We start from the raw sequence: 15,695 nt of genomic DNA on the forward strand, positions 1-15,695 counted from the left end.
GCGGCGACGGCCCTTGCAGGCCGCCGCCGGGGGGGCAGCATCAGCTATTGGAGTTGTCGATCTTGATGGTCGGGTCGGCACCGCTGATCAACGAATTGATCGTGGTGTTCGACCAGTTCACCCCCTCGAGCTTGATGGTCACGTCGGCGTTGGCCAGGCCACCGGCGGCGTTGAGCTTGCCTTCGGTGCTGACCTGCAGGGTCGACTCGCCGCCGACCGTGGTGATCTTCAGGAAGTTGTCGATGGTGCTGGCCTTCTCGCCCTGGAGCAGGTCGCTCAGGTCGAGGCGGTCGCCTTCCTTGACGTTGAAGTCCTTGATCACGTCCTTGCCCAGGTCGCCGGCCTTCCACACGAAGGTGTCGGCACCGCTACCGCCGATGAGGATGTCGTCGCCCTTGCCGCCGATGAGGATGTCATTGCCTTCACCGCCGAGCAGGGTGTCGTTGCCGGCGCCGCCGAGCAGGATGTCGTTGCCCTTGCCGCCGTCGATGTAGTCGTTGCCACCCTGGCCGAAGATGATGTCGTTGCCATTGCCACCGAGCAGGGTGTCGGCGCCATCGTTGCTGCGCGAGATATCGAACTCGCTGTAGTGCTCGGTGATGTACTTGTGCATCGCCCGACCATCCACATCCCCAGTGTCGACGCCAATCTTGCCGGCGACATAGGCCTGGATCGCCTCGACGCCAGTTCCGGCGATGCCGTTGAAGGTCATCAGGTCGCCGAAGATGATGTCGTTGCCGTCGCCACCATTGACCGTGTCGTTGCCTGGGTTGGTGACTTCGGTGTGGCCGAGGATCGCCTCGGCCAGCTTGCTCGGGTCGATGTTGGTCTGTGGCTTGCCATCGGAGTCGAACGGCTTCAGGTCGTTGGCGTTGACACCGTTGTTGAGGCCGATGGCTTCGACGGTGGACAGCCCCGAGAGCAGCTTGAAGCTGTCCAGCGAGTTGCTCTGGGTGGCATTGGTGGTGTCGTAGCCCAGGCCGCCACGCGACGACAGTTCATAGGTGCCGTTGCCTTCGGCGTGCAGCTCGCCGGAGACACCATACTTCCAGCCATTGCGGTAGTACTGCACCTGCAGGTTGCCGGCATTGTCGATGCTGACGTAGTTGGTGCTGCTGCTGTCGATGTAGCCGTTGAACGCCATGCCCGGCTTGTAGTTGATCGACGCCAGGAAGGTATCCAGGGTGATGCCCGAGGTACCCAGGGTCGGGTTGGGGTTCTCGTTGGTCTGATGGTAGGTCGGCTTGCCATCGGTGATGAAGAACGTCTGGTTGCTGCCGGTGCTGCCGCCGTCCTTGAGGTTCTGGAACCAGTTGGCGGTGGTCTTGAACGCGTCTTCGTAGTTGGTGCCGCCGTCGGCCCGCAGGTTGTTCAGTGCGTTGAGCAACTGCTGCAGGCCTGCATCGTTCAGGGTCACCGAGACGTTGCTCTTGACCTGGGTGGCGAAGTCCACCAGGAGGATGTTGACCGTCCCGGAGGCATCGCCCTTGACGCTCGCCGCCAGGGTCTTGAACACCGACTCCAGCGACTTGCGCGCCGCGTCCACGCCCGACGAGCCCATGCTGCCAGAGGTGTCGACGATGAACGCCAGGTTGTAGTTCTGGCCCGGCACCACGTGCAGCCCGGCGACGTCCGAGACGACGATGTCGTTGCCATCGGTGCCGACGACGCTGTCGTTGTCGGACGACAGGTTGCTGGTGTTGTAGCTCTGCGGGTAGACGTTGACCTTGATCGTGCCTTCGCTGGTGGCGGTGCTGCCGCCAACGCTTTCGCTGGAGGTCGAGGTGACCTTCACGTCGAACTGACCGTGGTAGTACGCCGGTGGCTTGATGGTCAGGCTGCCCAGGTTCCAGCCGGTGACGTCCACCGCGTCCTTGCCGACGGTGACGGTGTGGCCGGCGCCATCGGACAGCACCGAGCCTGCCGGGATACCGCCGAGCTTGACGCTCAGGCTCTCGGAGCCATCGGTGTCGGTCAGGTTGGTGCTGATACCCACCAGCTTGACCGGCGCGCCGTTCTCGCTGCCTTCGTTGAGCTTGTAGCCGTCGTAGTAGCCCTGGCCGTTGCTGCCGTGCAGGTCGGACACGCTTACGCCGGCGTTGCTCAGGTCGTTGACGCTCGGGTACATCGGGATGTTCGAGCTGTTCAGGTCCATGGCCGCGCCATTGTTGACCCGGATGTTGACGTCCAGGCTGCCGGGGCCGGCCTGGTTGGCGTTGTAGATCTCCAGGGTGTAGTAACCGCTGGTGGTCGGGGTGAAGCTGCCGGAGATCGCGCCGCTGGCCGAGCCCCAGATGCCGCTGGCGACGTTCTTGCCGCCGATGACGATCTGCAGGCTGTCATCGGCGGTGCCGGTGAAGGCGTAGGTCTTGCCGGCTTCCAGGTAGATCAGGCCGGAGGTCTTCGAGCCGCTGCCTGGGGTGACGTTGCTGCTCGAGTCGACGCCGCTGACCGTCTCGGTCTTGCTGGCACTGCCGGAGTTGGCGAACACGTTCTTCAGCGTATCGCCGGAGATGCCGTTGCCATTGCTGCCCAGGCCGGTGAGGTTGTTCCAGGTTTCCCGGACCAGGCCGATCGAGTTGACATCGTTGCTGGCGATGTTCAGGTCGGGCTTGTCGGCGACCGGGCGGATATCGACCTTCAGGGTCGCTTCGTTGCCCAGGTTGGTGCCGTCGTTGGGCTTGTACTTGAGCTGCGCGTAGTCGGCCTGCTTGTTGCCCACGCCGCTACCGCCATAGCCGTCGATACCCGACTGGTTGGCCAGCGGCACGAACTTCAGCTTGCCGGCGGCGATGTCAGCCTGGCTGACGGTCTGGTTCAGCGACACATCGACCCACGAGGTGCCGTTGAAGAACTTCAGGCTGCCCAGGTCCGGCAGCTTGCTGATGGTCACGGCCAGGCCGGTATTGCCATCGGCGTCGCTGACGTTGAAGTCACCCCACTGGAATACGTAGTCGGTGTCTTCGGTGCCGGTCACCGCGCCGCCGGTCGCGACCGGGGCGTGGTCGTTGTCGATGATGGTGGTGGTGACGCTGGCCTTGCCGGCGTCGACCTGCAGGTTCTCGAAGCCGCCGCCGCTGGCGCCGCTGATCTTGACCGTGAAGTTCTCCGAGCCTTCGACCAGCTTGTCGTCGATGGTCTTGATGTCGAAGCTGGTGCCGCTGCTGCCAGCCGGGATCTTCACGGTGACCACACCGGTGAAGTCCTGGCCGTCGGTGGCGGTGCCGCTGTAGGTCAGGGTGATGGTCACCTCGGACTTCGACGGGTTGCTCAGGGTCAGGTTGTAGTGGGCGGTATCGCCTTCGACCACCGAGGTGTCGCCGCTGATGCCGACGGTGGTCAGGTCGCCCTGGCCGGCCGGTTCGTCGGTGACGGTGGTGGTGACGGTGTTGCTGCCCAGGCTCAGCTTCTCGAAGTTGTCGCCGCCGCTGACCGACTCGATCTTGTTGACGATGTTCGGCTGGCCACCGAGGTACGGGTCGTCCTTGGCGGTAATGGTGAAGGTGCCGCTGGCGCTGCCGGCCGGGATGGTCACCTTGGTGCCATCGGTGAGGGTGAAGGTCAGGCCATTGTGGCCGGTGACCGACAGGCCCTGGGCGTTGCTCAGGGTCACGGTGTAGGTGATCTGGCCGCCTTCGCTGACGGTGGTCTTGTCCGCCGACAGGGTCGCGACCACTTCACTGACGGTATCGGTGATCTGCACGGTGGCCTTGCCGCCGAGCTCGAGGTTCTCGAAGGTCTTGCCGGCGACGCTGGCATCGCTGATGCCGACCGAGACCGAACCTGGGTCCTTGAACACGTCGTCGCCCTGGGCCTTGGTCTTGTACTCGGCTTCGGTCTGGCCGGCCTTGATCACCACCTTGTCGCCGTTGTCCAGGGTCACGGTCAGGTCCTGGGCCAGTTTCTGGCTGACCTTGACGGTGAAGCTTGGCTGCTGGTCTTCGGTGACATTGCCGTTGCTGACGATGGTGACCGAGACCTTGTCGCCCTGGTTGCCGGTGCCTGGGGTGCCCGAGCCCGGTTCGTCGGTGACGGTGGTCTTCACTTCGTTCTGACCCAGGGTCAGTTTTTCGAAGTTGTCGGCGCCGGTGACGCCGGTCAGCTTGTTGCTGATGGTCGGCTGGCCACCGATGAACACATCGTCCGGCGCGTTGACGGTGATGGTGCCGCTGGCGCTGCCGGCCGGGATGGTGACCTTGGTGCCATCGGTGAGGGTGAAGGTCAGGCCATTGTGGCCGGTCACCGACAGGCCTTGGCCGTTGCTCAAGGTGACGGTGTAGGTGATCTGGCCGCCTTCGCTGACGGTGGTCTTGTCGGCGCTGAGGGTCGCGACCACTTCACTGACGGTATCGGTGATCTGCACGGTGGCCGCGCCACCGAGCTCGAGGTTCTCGAAGGTCTTGCCGACCACGCTGGCATCGCTGATGCCGACGGTCAGCGGGCCGCCGTCCTTGAACACGTCATCGCCCTGGGCCTTGGCCTTGTATTCGGTTTCGGTCTGGCCGGCCTTGATCACCACCTTGTCGCCATTGCTCAAGGTGACGGTCAGGTCCTGGTCGAGCTTCTGGCTGACCTTGACGGTGAACGAGGCTTGCTCGGCTTCGTTCACGTCGCCGTTGCCGACGATGGTGACCGAGACCTTGTCGCCCTGGTTGCCGGTGCCTGGGGTGCCCGAGCCCGGCTCGTCGGTGACGCCAGTCTTCACCTCGTCCTTGCCGAGGGTCAGTTTCTCGAAGTTGTCGGCACCGGTGACACCAGTCAGCTTGTTGCTGATGGTGGCCTGGCCGCCGATGAACACATCGTCCGGGGCGGTGATGGTGAAGGAGCCACTGGCGCTGCCGGCCGGAATGGACACCTTGGTGCCATCGGACAGGGTGAAGGTCAGGCCATTGTGGCCGGTCACCGCCAGGCCCTGGCCGTTGGTCAGGGTCACGGTGTAGGTGATCTGGCCGCCTTCGCTGACGGTGGCCTTGTCGGCGCTCAGGGTGGCCACGACTTCACTGACGGTATCGGTGATCTGCACGGTGGCCTTGCCGCCGAGCTCGAGGTTCTCGAAGGTCTTGCCGGTGACGGTGGCATCGCTGATGCCGACCGAGACCGAACCTGGGTCCTTGAACACATCGTCGCCCTGGGCCTTGGTCTTGTACTCGGCTTCGGTCTGGCCGGCCTTGATCACTACCTTGTCGCCGTTGTCCAGGGTCACGGTCAGGTCCTGGGCCAGTTTCTGGCTGACCTTGACGGTGAAGCTTGGCTGCTGGTCCTCGGTGACATTGCCGTTGCTGACGATGGTGACCGAGACCTTGTCGCCCTGGTTGTCGGTGCCTGGGGTACCGGTGCCGGGTTCGTCGGTGACTTCGGTTTTGACTTGCTCTTTGCCGAGGGTGAGTTTCTCGAAGTTGTCCGCGCCGGTCACGCCTTCCAACTTGTTGACGATGGTCGGCTGGCCGCCGATGAACACATCGTCCGGGGCATTGATGGTAATGGTGCCGGTGGCGCTGCCTGCCGGAATGGTCACTTTGGTGCCATCGGTCAGGGTGAAGGTCAGGCCGTTGTGGCCGGTCACCGACAGGCCTTGGCCGTTGGTCAGGGTGACGGTGTAAGTGATCTGGCCGCCTTCGCTGACGGTGGTTTTATCGGCGCTGAGGGTCGCGACCACTTCGCTGATGGTGTCGGTGATCTGCACACTGGCGTTGCCGCCCAGTTCCAGATTCTCGAAGGTCTTGCCATCGACGGCGGCATCGGTGATGCCGACAGTCAGGGTGTCGCCGTCCTTGAAGACGTCATCGCCCTGCGCCTTGGCCTTGTACTCGGCTTCGGTCTGGCCAGCCGGGATCACCACCTTGTCACCATTGGACAGGGTGACAGTCAGGTCATGGTCCAGTTTCTGGCTGACTTTGACGGTGAAGGCGGGTTGCTGGTCTTCGGTCACGTCGCCCTTGCTGACGATGGTCACGGTGACTTTGTCGCCCTCGTTGCCAGTGCCCGGAGTACCGGTACCGGGTTCGTCGGTGACTTCGGTCTTCACTTCCTCTTTGCCGAGGGTCAGCTTCTCGAAGTTGTCGGCACCGGTGACGCTGGTCAGCTTGTTGCTGATGGTGGCCTGGCCGCCGATGAACACATCGTCCGGGGCGGTGATGATGGCAGTACCGCTGGCGCTGCCCGCCGGGATGGTGACCTTGGTGCCGTCGCTCAGGGTGAAGGTCAGGCCGTTGTGGCCAGTGACCGACAGGCCTTGGCCGTTGGTCAGGGTCACGGTGTAGGTGATCTGGCCGCCTTCGCTGACGGTGGTCTTGTCGGCGCTGAGGGTCGCGACCACTTCACTGATGGTGTCGGTGATCTGCACGCTGGCATCGCCGCCGAGCTCCAGGTTCTCGAAGGTCTTGCCATCGACGGCGGCATCGGCAATGCCGACAGTCAGGGTGTCGCCGTCCTTGAAGACGTCATCGCCCTGCGCCTTGGCCTTGTACTCGGCTTCGGTCTGGCCAGCCGGGATCACCACCTTGTCGCCATTGGACAGCGTGACGGTCAAGTCGTGGTCCAGCTTCTGGCTGACTTTGACGGTGAAGGCGGGTTGCTGGTCTTCGGTCACGTCGCCCTTGCTGACGATGGTGACGGTGACCTTGTCGCCTTCGTTGCCAGTACCTGGAGTGCCGGTGCCGGGTTCGTCAGTGACTTCGGTTTTGACTTCGTCTTTGCCGAGGGTCAGTTTCTCGAAGTTGTCAGCGCCGGTCACGCCTTCCAGCTTGTTGACGATCGAAGGCTGGCCGCCGACGAACACGTCATCCGGGGCGTTGATGGTGATGGTGCCGGTGGCGCTGCCTGCTGGGATGGTCACTTTGGTGCCATCGGTCAGGGTAAAGGTCAGGCCATTATGGCCGGTCACCGACAGGCCTTGGCCGTTGGTCAGGGTCACGGTGTAGGTGATCTGGCCGCCTTCGCTGACGGTGGTCTTGTCGGCAGACAAGGTAGCCACGACTTCGCTGATGGTGTCGGTGATCTGCACGGTGGCATCGCCGCCCAGTTCCAGATTCTCGAAGGTCTTGCCGTCCACGGCAGCATCGGTGATGCCGACAGTCAGGGTGTCGCCGTCCTTGAAGACGTCATCGCCCTGGGCTTTGGTTTTGTACTCAGCTTCGGTCTGACCGGCTGGGATTACCACCTTGTCACCATTGGACAGGGTGACAGTCAGGTCATGGTCCAGTTTCTGGCTGACTTTGACGGTGAAGGCGGGTTGCTGGTCTTCGGTCACGTCGCCCTTGCTGACGATGGTCACGGTGACTTTGTCGCCCTCGTTGCCAGTGCCCGGAGTACCGGTACCGGGTTCGTCGGTGACGTCGGTCTTCACTTCGTCCTTGCCGAGGGTCAGCTTCTCGAAGTTGTCCGCACCGGTCACGCCTTCCAGTTTGTTGACGATGGTCGGCTGGCCGCCGACGAACACGTCATCCGGGGCGTTGATGGTGATGGTGCCGGTGGCGCTGCCTGCCGGGATGGTCACTTTGGTGCCATCGCTCAGGGTGAAGGTCAGGCCATTGTGGCCAGTGACCGACAGGCCTTGGCCGTTGGTCAGGGTGACGGTGTAGGTGATCTGGCCACCTTCAGACACTGTGGTTTTGTCCGCCGACAGAGTCGCGACCACTTCGCTGATGGTGTCGGTGATCTGCACGCTGGCGTCGCCGCCGAGCTCCAGGTTCTCGAAGGTCTTGCCGTCCACGGCAGCATCGGTGATGCCAACGGTGAGGGTGTCACCGTCCTTGAAGACGTCGTCGCCTTGTGCCTTGGCCTTGTACTCGGCTTCGGTCTGGCCAGCCGGGATTACCACCTTGTCGCCATTGGACAAAGTGACGGTCAGGTCGTGATCCAGTTTCTGGCTGACTTTGACGGTGAAGGCCGGCTGTTGGTCTTCGGTGACATCGCCTTTGCTGACGATGGTCACGGTGACCTTGTCGCCCTCGTTGCCGGTGCCCGGAGTACCGGTACCGGGTTCGTCGGTGACGTCGGTCTTCACTTCGTCCTTGCCGAGGGTCAGCTTCTCGAAGTTGTCTGCACCAGTTACACCCTCGAGTTTGTTCACGATCGAAGGCTGGCCGCCGACGAACACGTCATCCGGGGCGTTGATGGTGATGGTGCCGCTGGCGCTGCCGGCCGGGATGGTGACCTTGGTGCCATCGGTGAGGGTGAAGGTCAGGCCGTTGTGGCCGGTCACCGACAGGCCTTGGCCGTTGGTCAGGGTCACGGTGTAGGTGATCTGGCCACCTTCGCTGACGGTGGTCTTGTCGGCGCTGAGCGTCGCGACCACTTCGCTGATGGTGTCGGTGATCTGCACGCTGGCGTCGCCGCCCAGTTCCAGATTCTCGAAGGTCTTGCCGTCCACGGCAGCATCGGTGATGCCGACAGTCAGGGTGTCGCCGTCCTTGAAGACGTCATCGCCCTGGGCTTTGGTTTTGTACTCAGCTTCGGTCTGACCGGCTGGGATTACCACCTTGTCACCATTGGACAGGGTGACAGTCAGGTCATGGTCCAGTTTCTGGCTGACTTTGACGGTGAAGGCGGGTTGCTGGTCTTCGGTCACGTCGCCCTTGCTGACGATGGTCACGGTGACTTTGTCGCCCTCGTTGCCAGTGCCCGGAGTACCGGTACCGGGTTCGTCGGTGACTTCGGTCTTCACTTCCTCTTTGCCGAGGGTCAGCTTCTCGAAGTTGTCCGCACCGGTCACGCCTTCCAGTTTGTTGACGATGGTCGGCTGGCCGCCGACGAACACGTCATCCGGGGCGTTGATGGTGATGGTGCCGGTGGCGCTGCCTGCCGGGATGGTCACTTTGGTGCCATCGCTCAGGGTGAAGGTCAGGCCATTGTGGCCAGTGACCGACAGGCCTTGGCCGTTGGTCAGGGTGACGGTGTAGGTGATCTGGCCGCCTTCGCTGACGGTGGTCTTGTCGGCAGACAAGGTAGCCACGACTTCGCTGATGGTGTCGGTGATCTGCACGCTGGCATCGCCGCCCAGTTCCAGATTCTCGAAGGTCTTGCCGTCCACGGCAGCATCGGTGATGCCGATGGTGAGGGTATCGCCGTCCTTGAAGACGTCATCGCCCTGGGCTTTGGTCTTGTACTCAGCTTCGGTCTGACCAGCAGGGATCACCACCTTGTCACCATTGGACAGAGTGACAGTCAGGTCGTGATCCAGCTTCTGGCTGACTTTGACGGTGAAGGCAGGCTGTTGGTCTTCGGTGACATCACCTTTGCTGACGATGGTCACGGTGACCTTGTCGCCTTCGTTGCCGGTGCCCGGAGTACCGGTACCTGGCTCGTCGGTGACTTCGGTTTTGACTTCGTCTTTGCCGAGGGTCAGCTTCTCGAAGTTATCCGCACCGGTTACGCCTTCCAGCTTGTTGACGATGGTTGGCTGGCCGCCGACGAACACGTCGTCTGGCGCGTTGATGGTGATGGTACCGGTGGCGCTGCCTGCCGGAATGGTCACTTTGGTGCCATCGGTCAGGGTGAAGGTCAGGCCGTTGTGGCCGGTCACCGACAGGCCTTGGCCGTTGGTCAGGGTCACGGTGTAGGTGATCTGGCCGCCTTCGCTGACGGTGGTCTTGTCGGCAGACAAGGTAGCCACGACTTCGCTGATGGTGTCGGTGATCTGCACGGTGGCCTTGCCACCGAGCTCGAGGTTCTCGAAGGTCTTGCCGTCGACGGCGGCATCGGTAATGCCGACAGTCAGGGTGTCGCCGTCTTTGAAGACGTCGTCACCCTGGGCCTTGGCCTTGTACTCGGCTTCGGTCTGGCCAGCCGGGATCACCACCTTGTCACCATTGGACAGCGTGACGGTCAAGTCGTGGTCCAGTTTTTGGCTGACTTTGACGGTGAAGGCAGGCTGCTGGTCTTCGGTCACGTCGCCCTTGCTGACGATGGTCACGGTGACCTTGTCGCCTTCGTTGCCGGTGCCCGGAGTACCGGTACCGGGTTCGTCGGTGACGTCGGTCTTCACTTGGTCTTTGCCGAGGGTCAGCTTCTCGAAGTTGTCCGCACCGGTCACGCCTTCCAGTTTGTTGACGATGGTCGGCTGGCCGCCGACGAACACGTCGTCTGGTGCGTTGATGGTGATGGTGCCCGTGGCGCTGCCCGCTGGAATGGTCACTTTGGTGCCATCGGTCAGGGTGAAGGTCAGGCCATTGTGGCCAGTGACCGACAGGCCCTGGCCGTTGGTCAGGGTCACGGTGTAGGTGATCTGGCCACCTTCGCTGACGGTGGTCTTGTCGGCGCTGAGCGTCGCGACCACTTCGCTGATGGTGTCGGTGATCTGCACGCTGGCGTCGCCGCCCAGTTCCAGATTCTCGAAGGTCTTGCCGTCCACGGCAGCATCGGTGATGCCGACAGTCAGGGTGTCGCCGTCCTTGAAGACGTCATCGCCCTGGGCTTTGGTTTTGTACTCAGCTTCGGTCTGACCGGCTGGGATTACCACCTTGTCACCATTGGACAGGGTGACAGTCAGGTCATGGTCCAGTTTCTGGCTGACTTTGACGGTGAAGGCGGGTTGCTGGTCTTCGGTCACGTCGCCCTTGCTGACGATGGTCACGGTGACTTTGTCGCCCTCGTTGCCAGTGCCCGGAGTACCGGTACCGGGTTCGTCGGTGACTTCGGTCTTCACTTCCTCTTTGCCGAGGGTCAGCTTCTCGAAGTTGTCCGCACCGGTCACGCCTTCCAGTTTGTTGACGATGGTCGGCTGGCCGCCGACGAACACGTCGTCCGGGGCATTGATGGTAATGGTGCCGGTGGCGCTGCCTGCCGGAATGGTCACTTTGGTGCCATCGGTCAGGGTGAAGGTCAGGCCATTGTGGCCAGTGACCGACAGGCCCTGGCCGTTGGTCAGGGTGACGGTGTAGGTGATCTGGCCACCTTCAGACACTGTGGTTTTGTCCGCCGACAGAGTCGCGACCACTTCACTGATAGTGTCGGTGATCTGCACGCTGGCGTCGCCGCCGAGCTCCAGGTTTTCGAAGGTCTTGCCGTCCACGGCAGCATCGATGATGCCGACGGTGAGGGTATCGCCGTCTTTGAAGACGTCATCGCCTTGCGCCTTGGTCTTGTACTCGGCTTCGGTCTGGCCGGCCGGGATTACCACCTTGTCGCCATTGGACAGCGTGACGGTCAAGTCGTGGTCCAGCTTCTGGCTGACTTTGACGGTGAAGGCCGGCTGTTGGTCTTCGGTGACATCACCTTTGCTGACGATGGTGACGGTGACCTTGTCGCCCTCGTTACCGGTACCTGGAGTGCCGGTGCCGGGTTCGTCAGTGACGTCGGTTTTGACCTCGTCTTTGCCGAGGGTCAGCTTCTCGAAGTTGTCCGCACCGGTCACGCCTTCCAGCTTGTTGACGATGGTCGGCTGGCCGCCGACGAATACGTCGTCCTGGGCATTGATGGTGATGGTGCCCGTGGCGCTGCCCGCTGGGATAGTGACCTTGGTGCCATCGGTGAGGGTGAAGACCAGGCCGTTGTGGCCGGTCACCGACAAGCCCTGGCCGTTGGTCAGGGTCACGGTGTAGGTGATCTGGCCGCCTTCAGACACTGTGGTCTTGTCTGCGGACAGTGTGGCCACGACTTCGCTGATGGTGTCAGTGATCTGCACGCTGGCGTCGCCGCCCAGTTCCAGATTCTCGAAGGTCTTGCCGTCCACGGCAGCATCGGTGATACCGACGGTGAGGGTATCGCCGTCTTTGAAGACGTCATCGCCTTGCGCCTTGGCCTTGTACTCGGCTTCGGTCTGGCCGGCCGGGATCACCACCTTGTCGCCATTGGACAAAGTGACGGTCAGGTCATGGTCCAGTTTCTGGCTGACTTTGACGGTGAAGGCGGGTTGCTGGTCTTCGGTGACATCGCCTTTGCTGACGATGGTGACCGTCACTTTGTCACCTTCGTTGCCGGTGCCCGGAGTACCGGTACCTGGCTCGTCGGTGACTTCGGTTTTGACTTCGTCTTTGCCGAGGGTCAGCTTCTCGAAGTTGTCAGCGCCGGTCACGCCTTCCAGCTTGTTCACGATCGAAGGCTGGCCGCCGACGAATACGTCGTCTGGTGCGTTGATGGTGATGGTGCCCGTGGCGCTGCCCGCTGGAATGGTCACTTTGGTGCCATCGGTCAGGGTGAAGGTCAGGCCGTTGTGGCCAGTGACCGACAAGCCTTGGCCGTTGGTCAGGGTGACGGTGTAGGTGATCTGGCCACCTTCGCTGACGGTGGTCTTGTCGGCAGACAAGGTAGCCACGACTTCGCTGATGGTGTCGGTGATCTGCACGGTGGCCTTGCCACCGAGCTCGAGGTTCTCGAAGGTCTTGCCCGCAACACTGGCATCGGTCACGCCGAGCGACACCGAGCTTGCGTCCTTGAACACATCGTCGCCCTGGGCCGGCAGAGTGTAGGTCGCCTCGGTCTGGCCGGCAGCGATGACCACCTTGTCGCCGTTGCTCAGGGTCACGGTCAGGTCGTGATCCAGTTTCTGGCTGACCGAAACGGTAAAGGTCGGCTGCTGGGCTTCGGTGACATCGCCGTTGCTGGCGATGGTGACGCCCACGGTGTCGATACTGTCGGTGATCTGGGTCTGCACCGGTGTCTGGTTTGGCACCAGGCTTTCGAAATTGCCGCCAGTGGCCCCTGTGATGCTGGTGCTGACGGTGCTGCCATTGACGAACACGTCGTTGGCCGGGGTCTGGAACTCGACACTGCCGGTGCTTTCGCCGGCCTTGACGGTGACGGTCTGGCCGTTGGACAGGGTGACGGTCACCTCGGTCTGGGCAGGGTTGCTCAGGGTCACGGTGTAGGTGATCACGCCGCCTTCAGTGACGCTCGGGGTGGCGGTCAGGGTGGCGCTGGTGGTGTCTACCGAGTCGCTGATGACGGTTTGCGCTGGCGTCGGGTTCGCCACCAGATTCTCGAAGTTACCGCCCGTTGCCCCCGTAATCGTGGTGCTGACGGTGCTGCCATTGTTGTAGACATCGTTGGGCGGGGTCTGGAAATCGACACTGCCCGACGACTTGCCGGCTTCGATGGTAACCGTCTGGCCATTGGACAGGGTGACGGTCACCGGGGTTTGCGCCGGGTTGGTCAGGGTCACGGTGTAGGTAATCACGCCGCCTTCGGTGACGCTCGGGGTCGCGGTCAGGGTGGCGGTGGTGGTGTCGATGGTGTCGGTGATCTGGGTCACTGCCGGGGTGGTGTTCGGCGTGATGACCAGGCCGTTGCCGCCCGTGGTGCCGGTGATGCTGGCGGAAATCTGGCCGCCGTCGATATAGGGCGTGTCGTTCGGGGCAATGGTGACGTTCACGCTACCCGTGGTCTGGCCCGCCGGAATGACGATCACCGCGCCGTTGGACAAGGTGACGGTCAGGTTGCTCAGCGGCGGCTGGCCGACGGTGGCGGTATAGACGATCACGCCACCCGCCTCGGTGATCGTGGGGGTGGCGTTCAGGGTCAGGCCGGTGACATTGGGGGCGTTGCTGGTGGTATTGGCGCCGTTGGCGTCCAGGGCGCCCACTTCTTCGCTGCCCTGGCCGTTGCCGAAGCCGATCGGACCGGTCGGGAAGCCAATGCTCGGGTCGACCGCGCCGGCGGTCTCCTGCAGCATCACGAAGCTGTGGCCGCCACCCGCCGCACCGCCACCCGCAGCGGATGGGCCCGCGGCGGTGGCTTCCAGTTCGGTGGTGGGGTCGACGCCAGCGGCGATGGCCTGCTGCAGCTCCTCGACCGAAGGCGCCGCCTGGGCGCTGGCCTGGCTCAGGTCGGTGCTGCTGTCGGGGCTGTCGGCACTCCACTGGGTGTCGCGGCCCAGGTCGAGCACGCGGCCGTCGGCCAGCTCCAGGGACACCGCGCCGCCGGCGCCGGTGTCTACCTGCTCGCCGGCGAACAGGCGGTCGCCTTCGATGAGAACGCGCCGGATGCCTTCTGGGGAAACTGCGATGACTTGGCCAACAATGCTTTTGACGATGGCAACAACAGTGCTCATTGGACTCTCCGGACTACCCGTTCAGTTGGCTTCCATGCCTGCTCGCGCGTGAGGCGGCGACTGATGGAATGTTTCAATAATGTTTTTGACGCTGATTTGCGTCAATTTTACGTCTATAATTTCTGGCTATTAAGTTTATGCCAAACTATTGACCTTCTGGCTGCCATCCTAAACAATCGTCGAGGTAATGTCACATTGATATTTGGCCAGCCACAGCTCTCTCTTTCGTATTAATCGCACTGCCTATTCGGAAGTTTCCTACCCACAGGATCAGGGCTTGCCATTTTCCAAGGCAGGGACAGCTTCGGCTGTGATTTAGGACAACAGCTCTCTCGGGAACCAGCAAACATGCGTGCGTCACTGTTCACCGCTCTTCCTTTCGCTCTCGCCGCCACATTCGTTCAAGCACAATCCTTGCCCGAAGCCATGCAAAAAGCCCTCGAGGTGCACCCGGAAATCCAGGCCGGGGTGAACGCCCGCACGGCTGCGGATTACCAGTTGCGCGCCGCCCAGGGCGGCTATTTGCCGCGGGTCGATGTGACAGCCGGTTACGGTCGGGAAGGCACCGACAGCCCCAGCACCCGCAATCGCTGGGAGACGCTCAACCGTGGCGAGTCAGCCATTCGTCTGCGGCAAATGGTTTTTGACGGTTTTGCCACCTCCAGCGAGGTCGGGCGTCAACAAGCCACCGTCAATGCCCGGGCCTATTCGCTGCTGGGCACCTCCGAGCGCACCGCGCTGACCGTCGCCCAGGTCTACCTGGATGTGCTGGCCCGTCGCGAGATGGTGCGCCTGGCCGAAGACAACCTGCGCAACCACGACCGCATCCTCGACCAGATCAAGCTGCGCACCAGCCGCGGGGTCGGGCGCATGGCCGACCTCGACCAGGCCGAAGCCCGCCAGGCCCAGGCGCGCAACAACCTGATCACCGAGCAGACCAACCTGGCCGACGCCAACACCAACTACCTCAGCGTCGTCGGGCAAATGCCGGACGAGTTAAGCACGCCTGCGCCGTTTGTCGACCTGCTGCCGGCAACCCTCGACGAAGCGCGTCACCAACTGATCGAGTTCAGCCCGATACTGCGTTCGGCCGAGTCGGACATCGCCGCCGCCGAAAAGCAGTACGACGCGGCCAAGTCCACTTTCTACCCGCGCTTCGACGCCGAGCTCGGCCGCACCGCCGACAACAACCTCGACGGCGCCGTCGGCCACAACAACGAGTGGCAGGCCATGCTGCGCATGAACTTCAACCTGTACGCCGGTGGCAGCAACAAGGCCGACCTCGAGTCGAAGTCGTACCTGGCCAACCAGGCCCTGGATATTCGCAACAACGCCTTGCGCCAGCTCAATGAGGAGTTAGGCTTGGCATGGAATGCTCTGGACAACGCCAACGCCCAGGTGCCGATCGCCCAGCAGTACGTCGATCACAGCAACCGCGTGCGCAGTGCCTACCAGCAGCAGTTCAGCCTGGGCGAGCGAACCCTGCTCGACCTGCTCGACAGCGAGAATGAAACCTTCACCGCCCAGCGTCGTCTGGTAGAGGTGAAGAACACGCAAATGTTTACTCAGTACCGAATCAAGGCGACCATTGGCCAACTGCTCAAGAGCCAGGGTGTCGTAGCCCCGATGGCCGCCGTTGTGCAGAACGACCTGAAACCCAAGGTGAACCTGCCAGGCATGAACTGAAAGGCGCCTTGAACCAACCCCG

At 62.5% G+C, this 15,695-nt stretch carries 2 protein-coding genes; one reads left to right on the forward strand and one right to left on the reverse strand.

Annotation, left to right across the window (positions count from 1 at the left end; all coding sequences use genetic code 11):
- Positions 1–40 precede the first annotated feature (40 nt).
- Positions 41–13,987, reverse strand: coding sequence for a retention module-containing protein (locus tag KSS95_RS03875; protein WP_217851819.1), 13,947 nt, complete (start codon positions 13,985–13,987; stop codon positions 41–43).
- A 348-nt stretch (positions 13,988–14,335) separates the two neighbouring features.
- Here KSS95_RS03875 and KSS95_RS03880 point away from each other — a divergent pair, with 348 nt between their 5' ends.
- Positions 14,336–15,673, forward strand: a complete 1,338-nt coding sequence (locus KSS95_RS03880) for a TolC family outer membrane protein (protein WP_217851821.1) — start codon at positions 14,336–14,338, stop codon at positions 15,671–15,673.
- Positions 15,674–15,695 lie beyond the last annotated feature (22 nt).

The sequence above is a fragment of the Pseudomonas muyukensis genome (assembly GCF_019139535.1).
GTDB classification, from domain to species: domain Bacteria; phylum Pseudomonadota; class Gammaproteobacteria; order Pseudomonadales; family Pseudomonadaceae; genus Aquipseudomonas; species Aquipseudomonas muyukensis.

Coding starts and splice junctions, on each gene's coding strand:
- KSS95_RS03875 (WP_217851819.1), bottom strand. CDS start 13,987: ATGAGCACTGTTGTTGCCATCGTCAAAAGCATTGTTGGCCAAGTCATC.
- KSS95_RS03880 (WP_217851821.1), top strand. CDS start 14,336: ATGCGTGCGTCACTGTTCACCGCTCTTCCTTTCGCTCTCGCCGCCACA.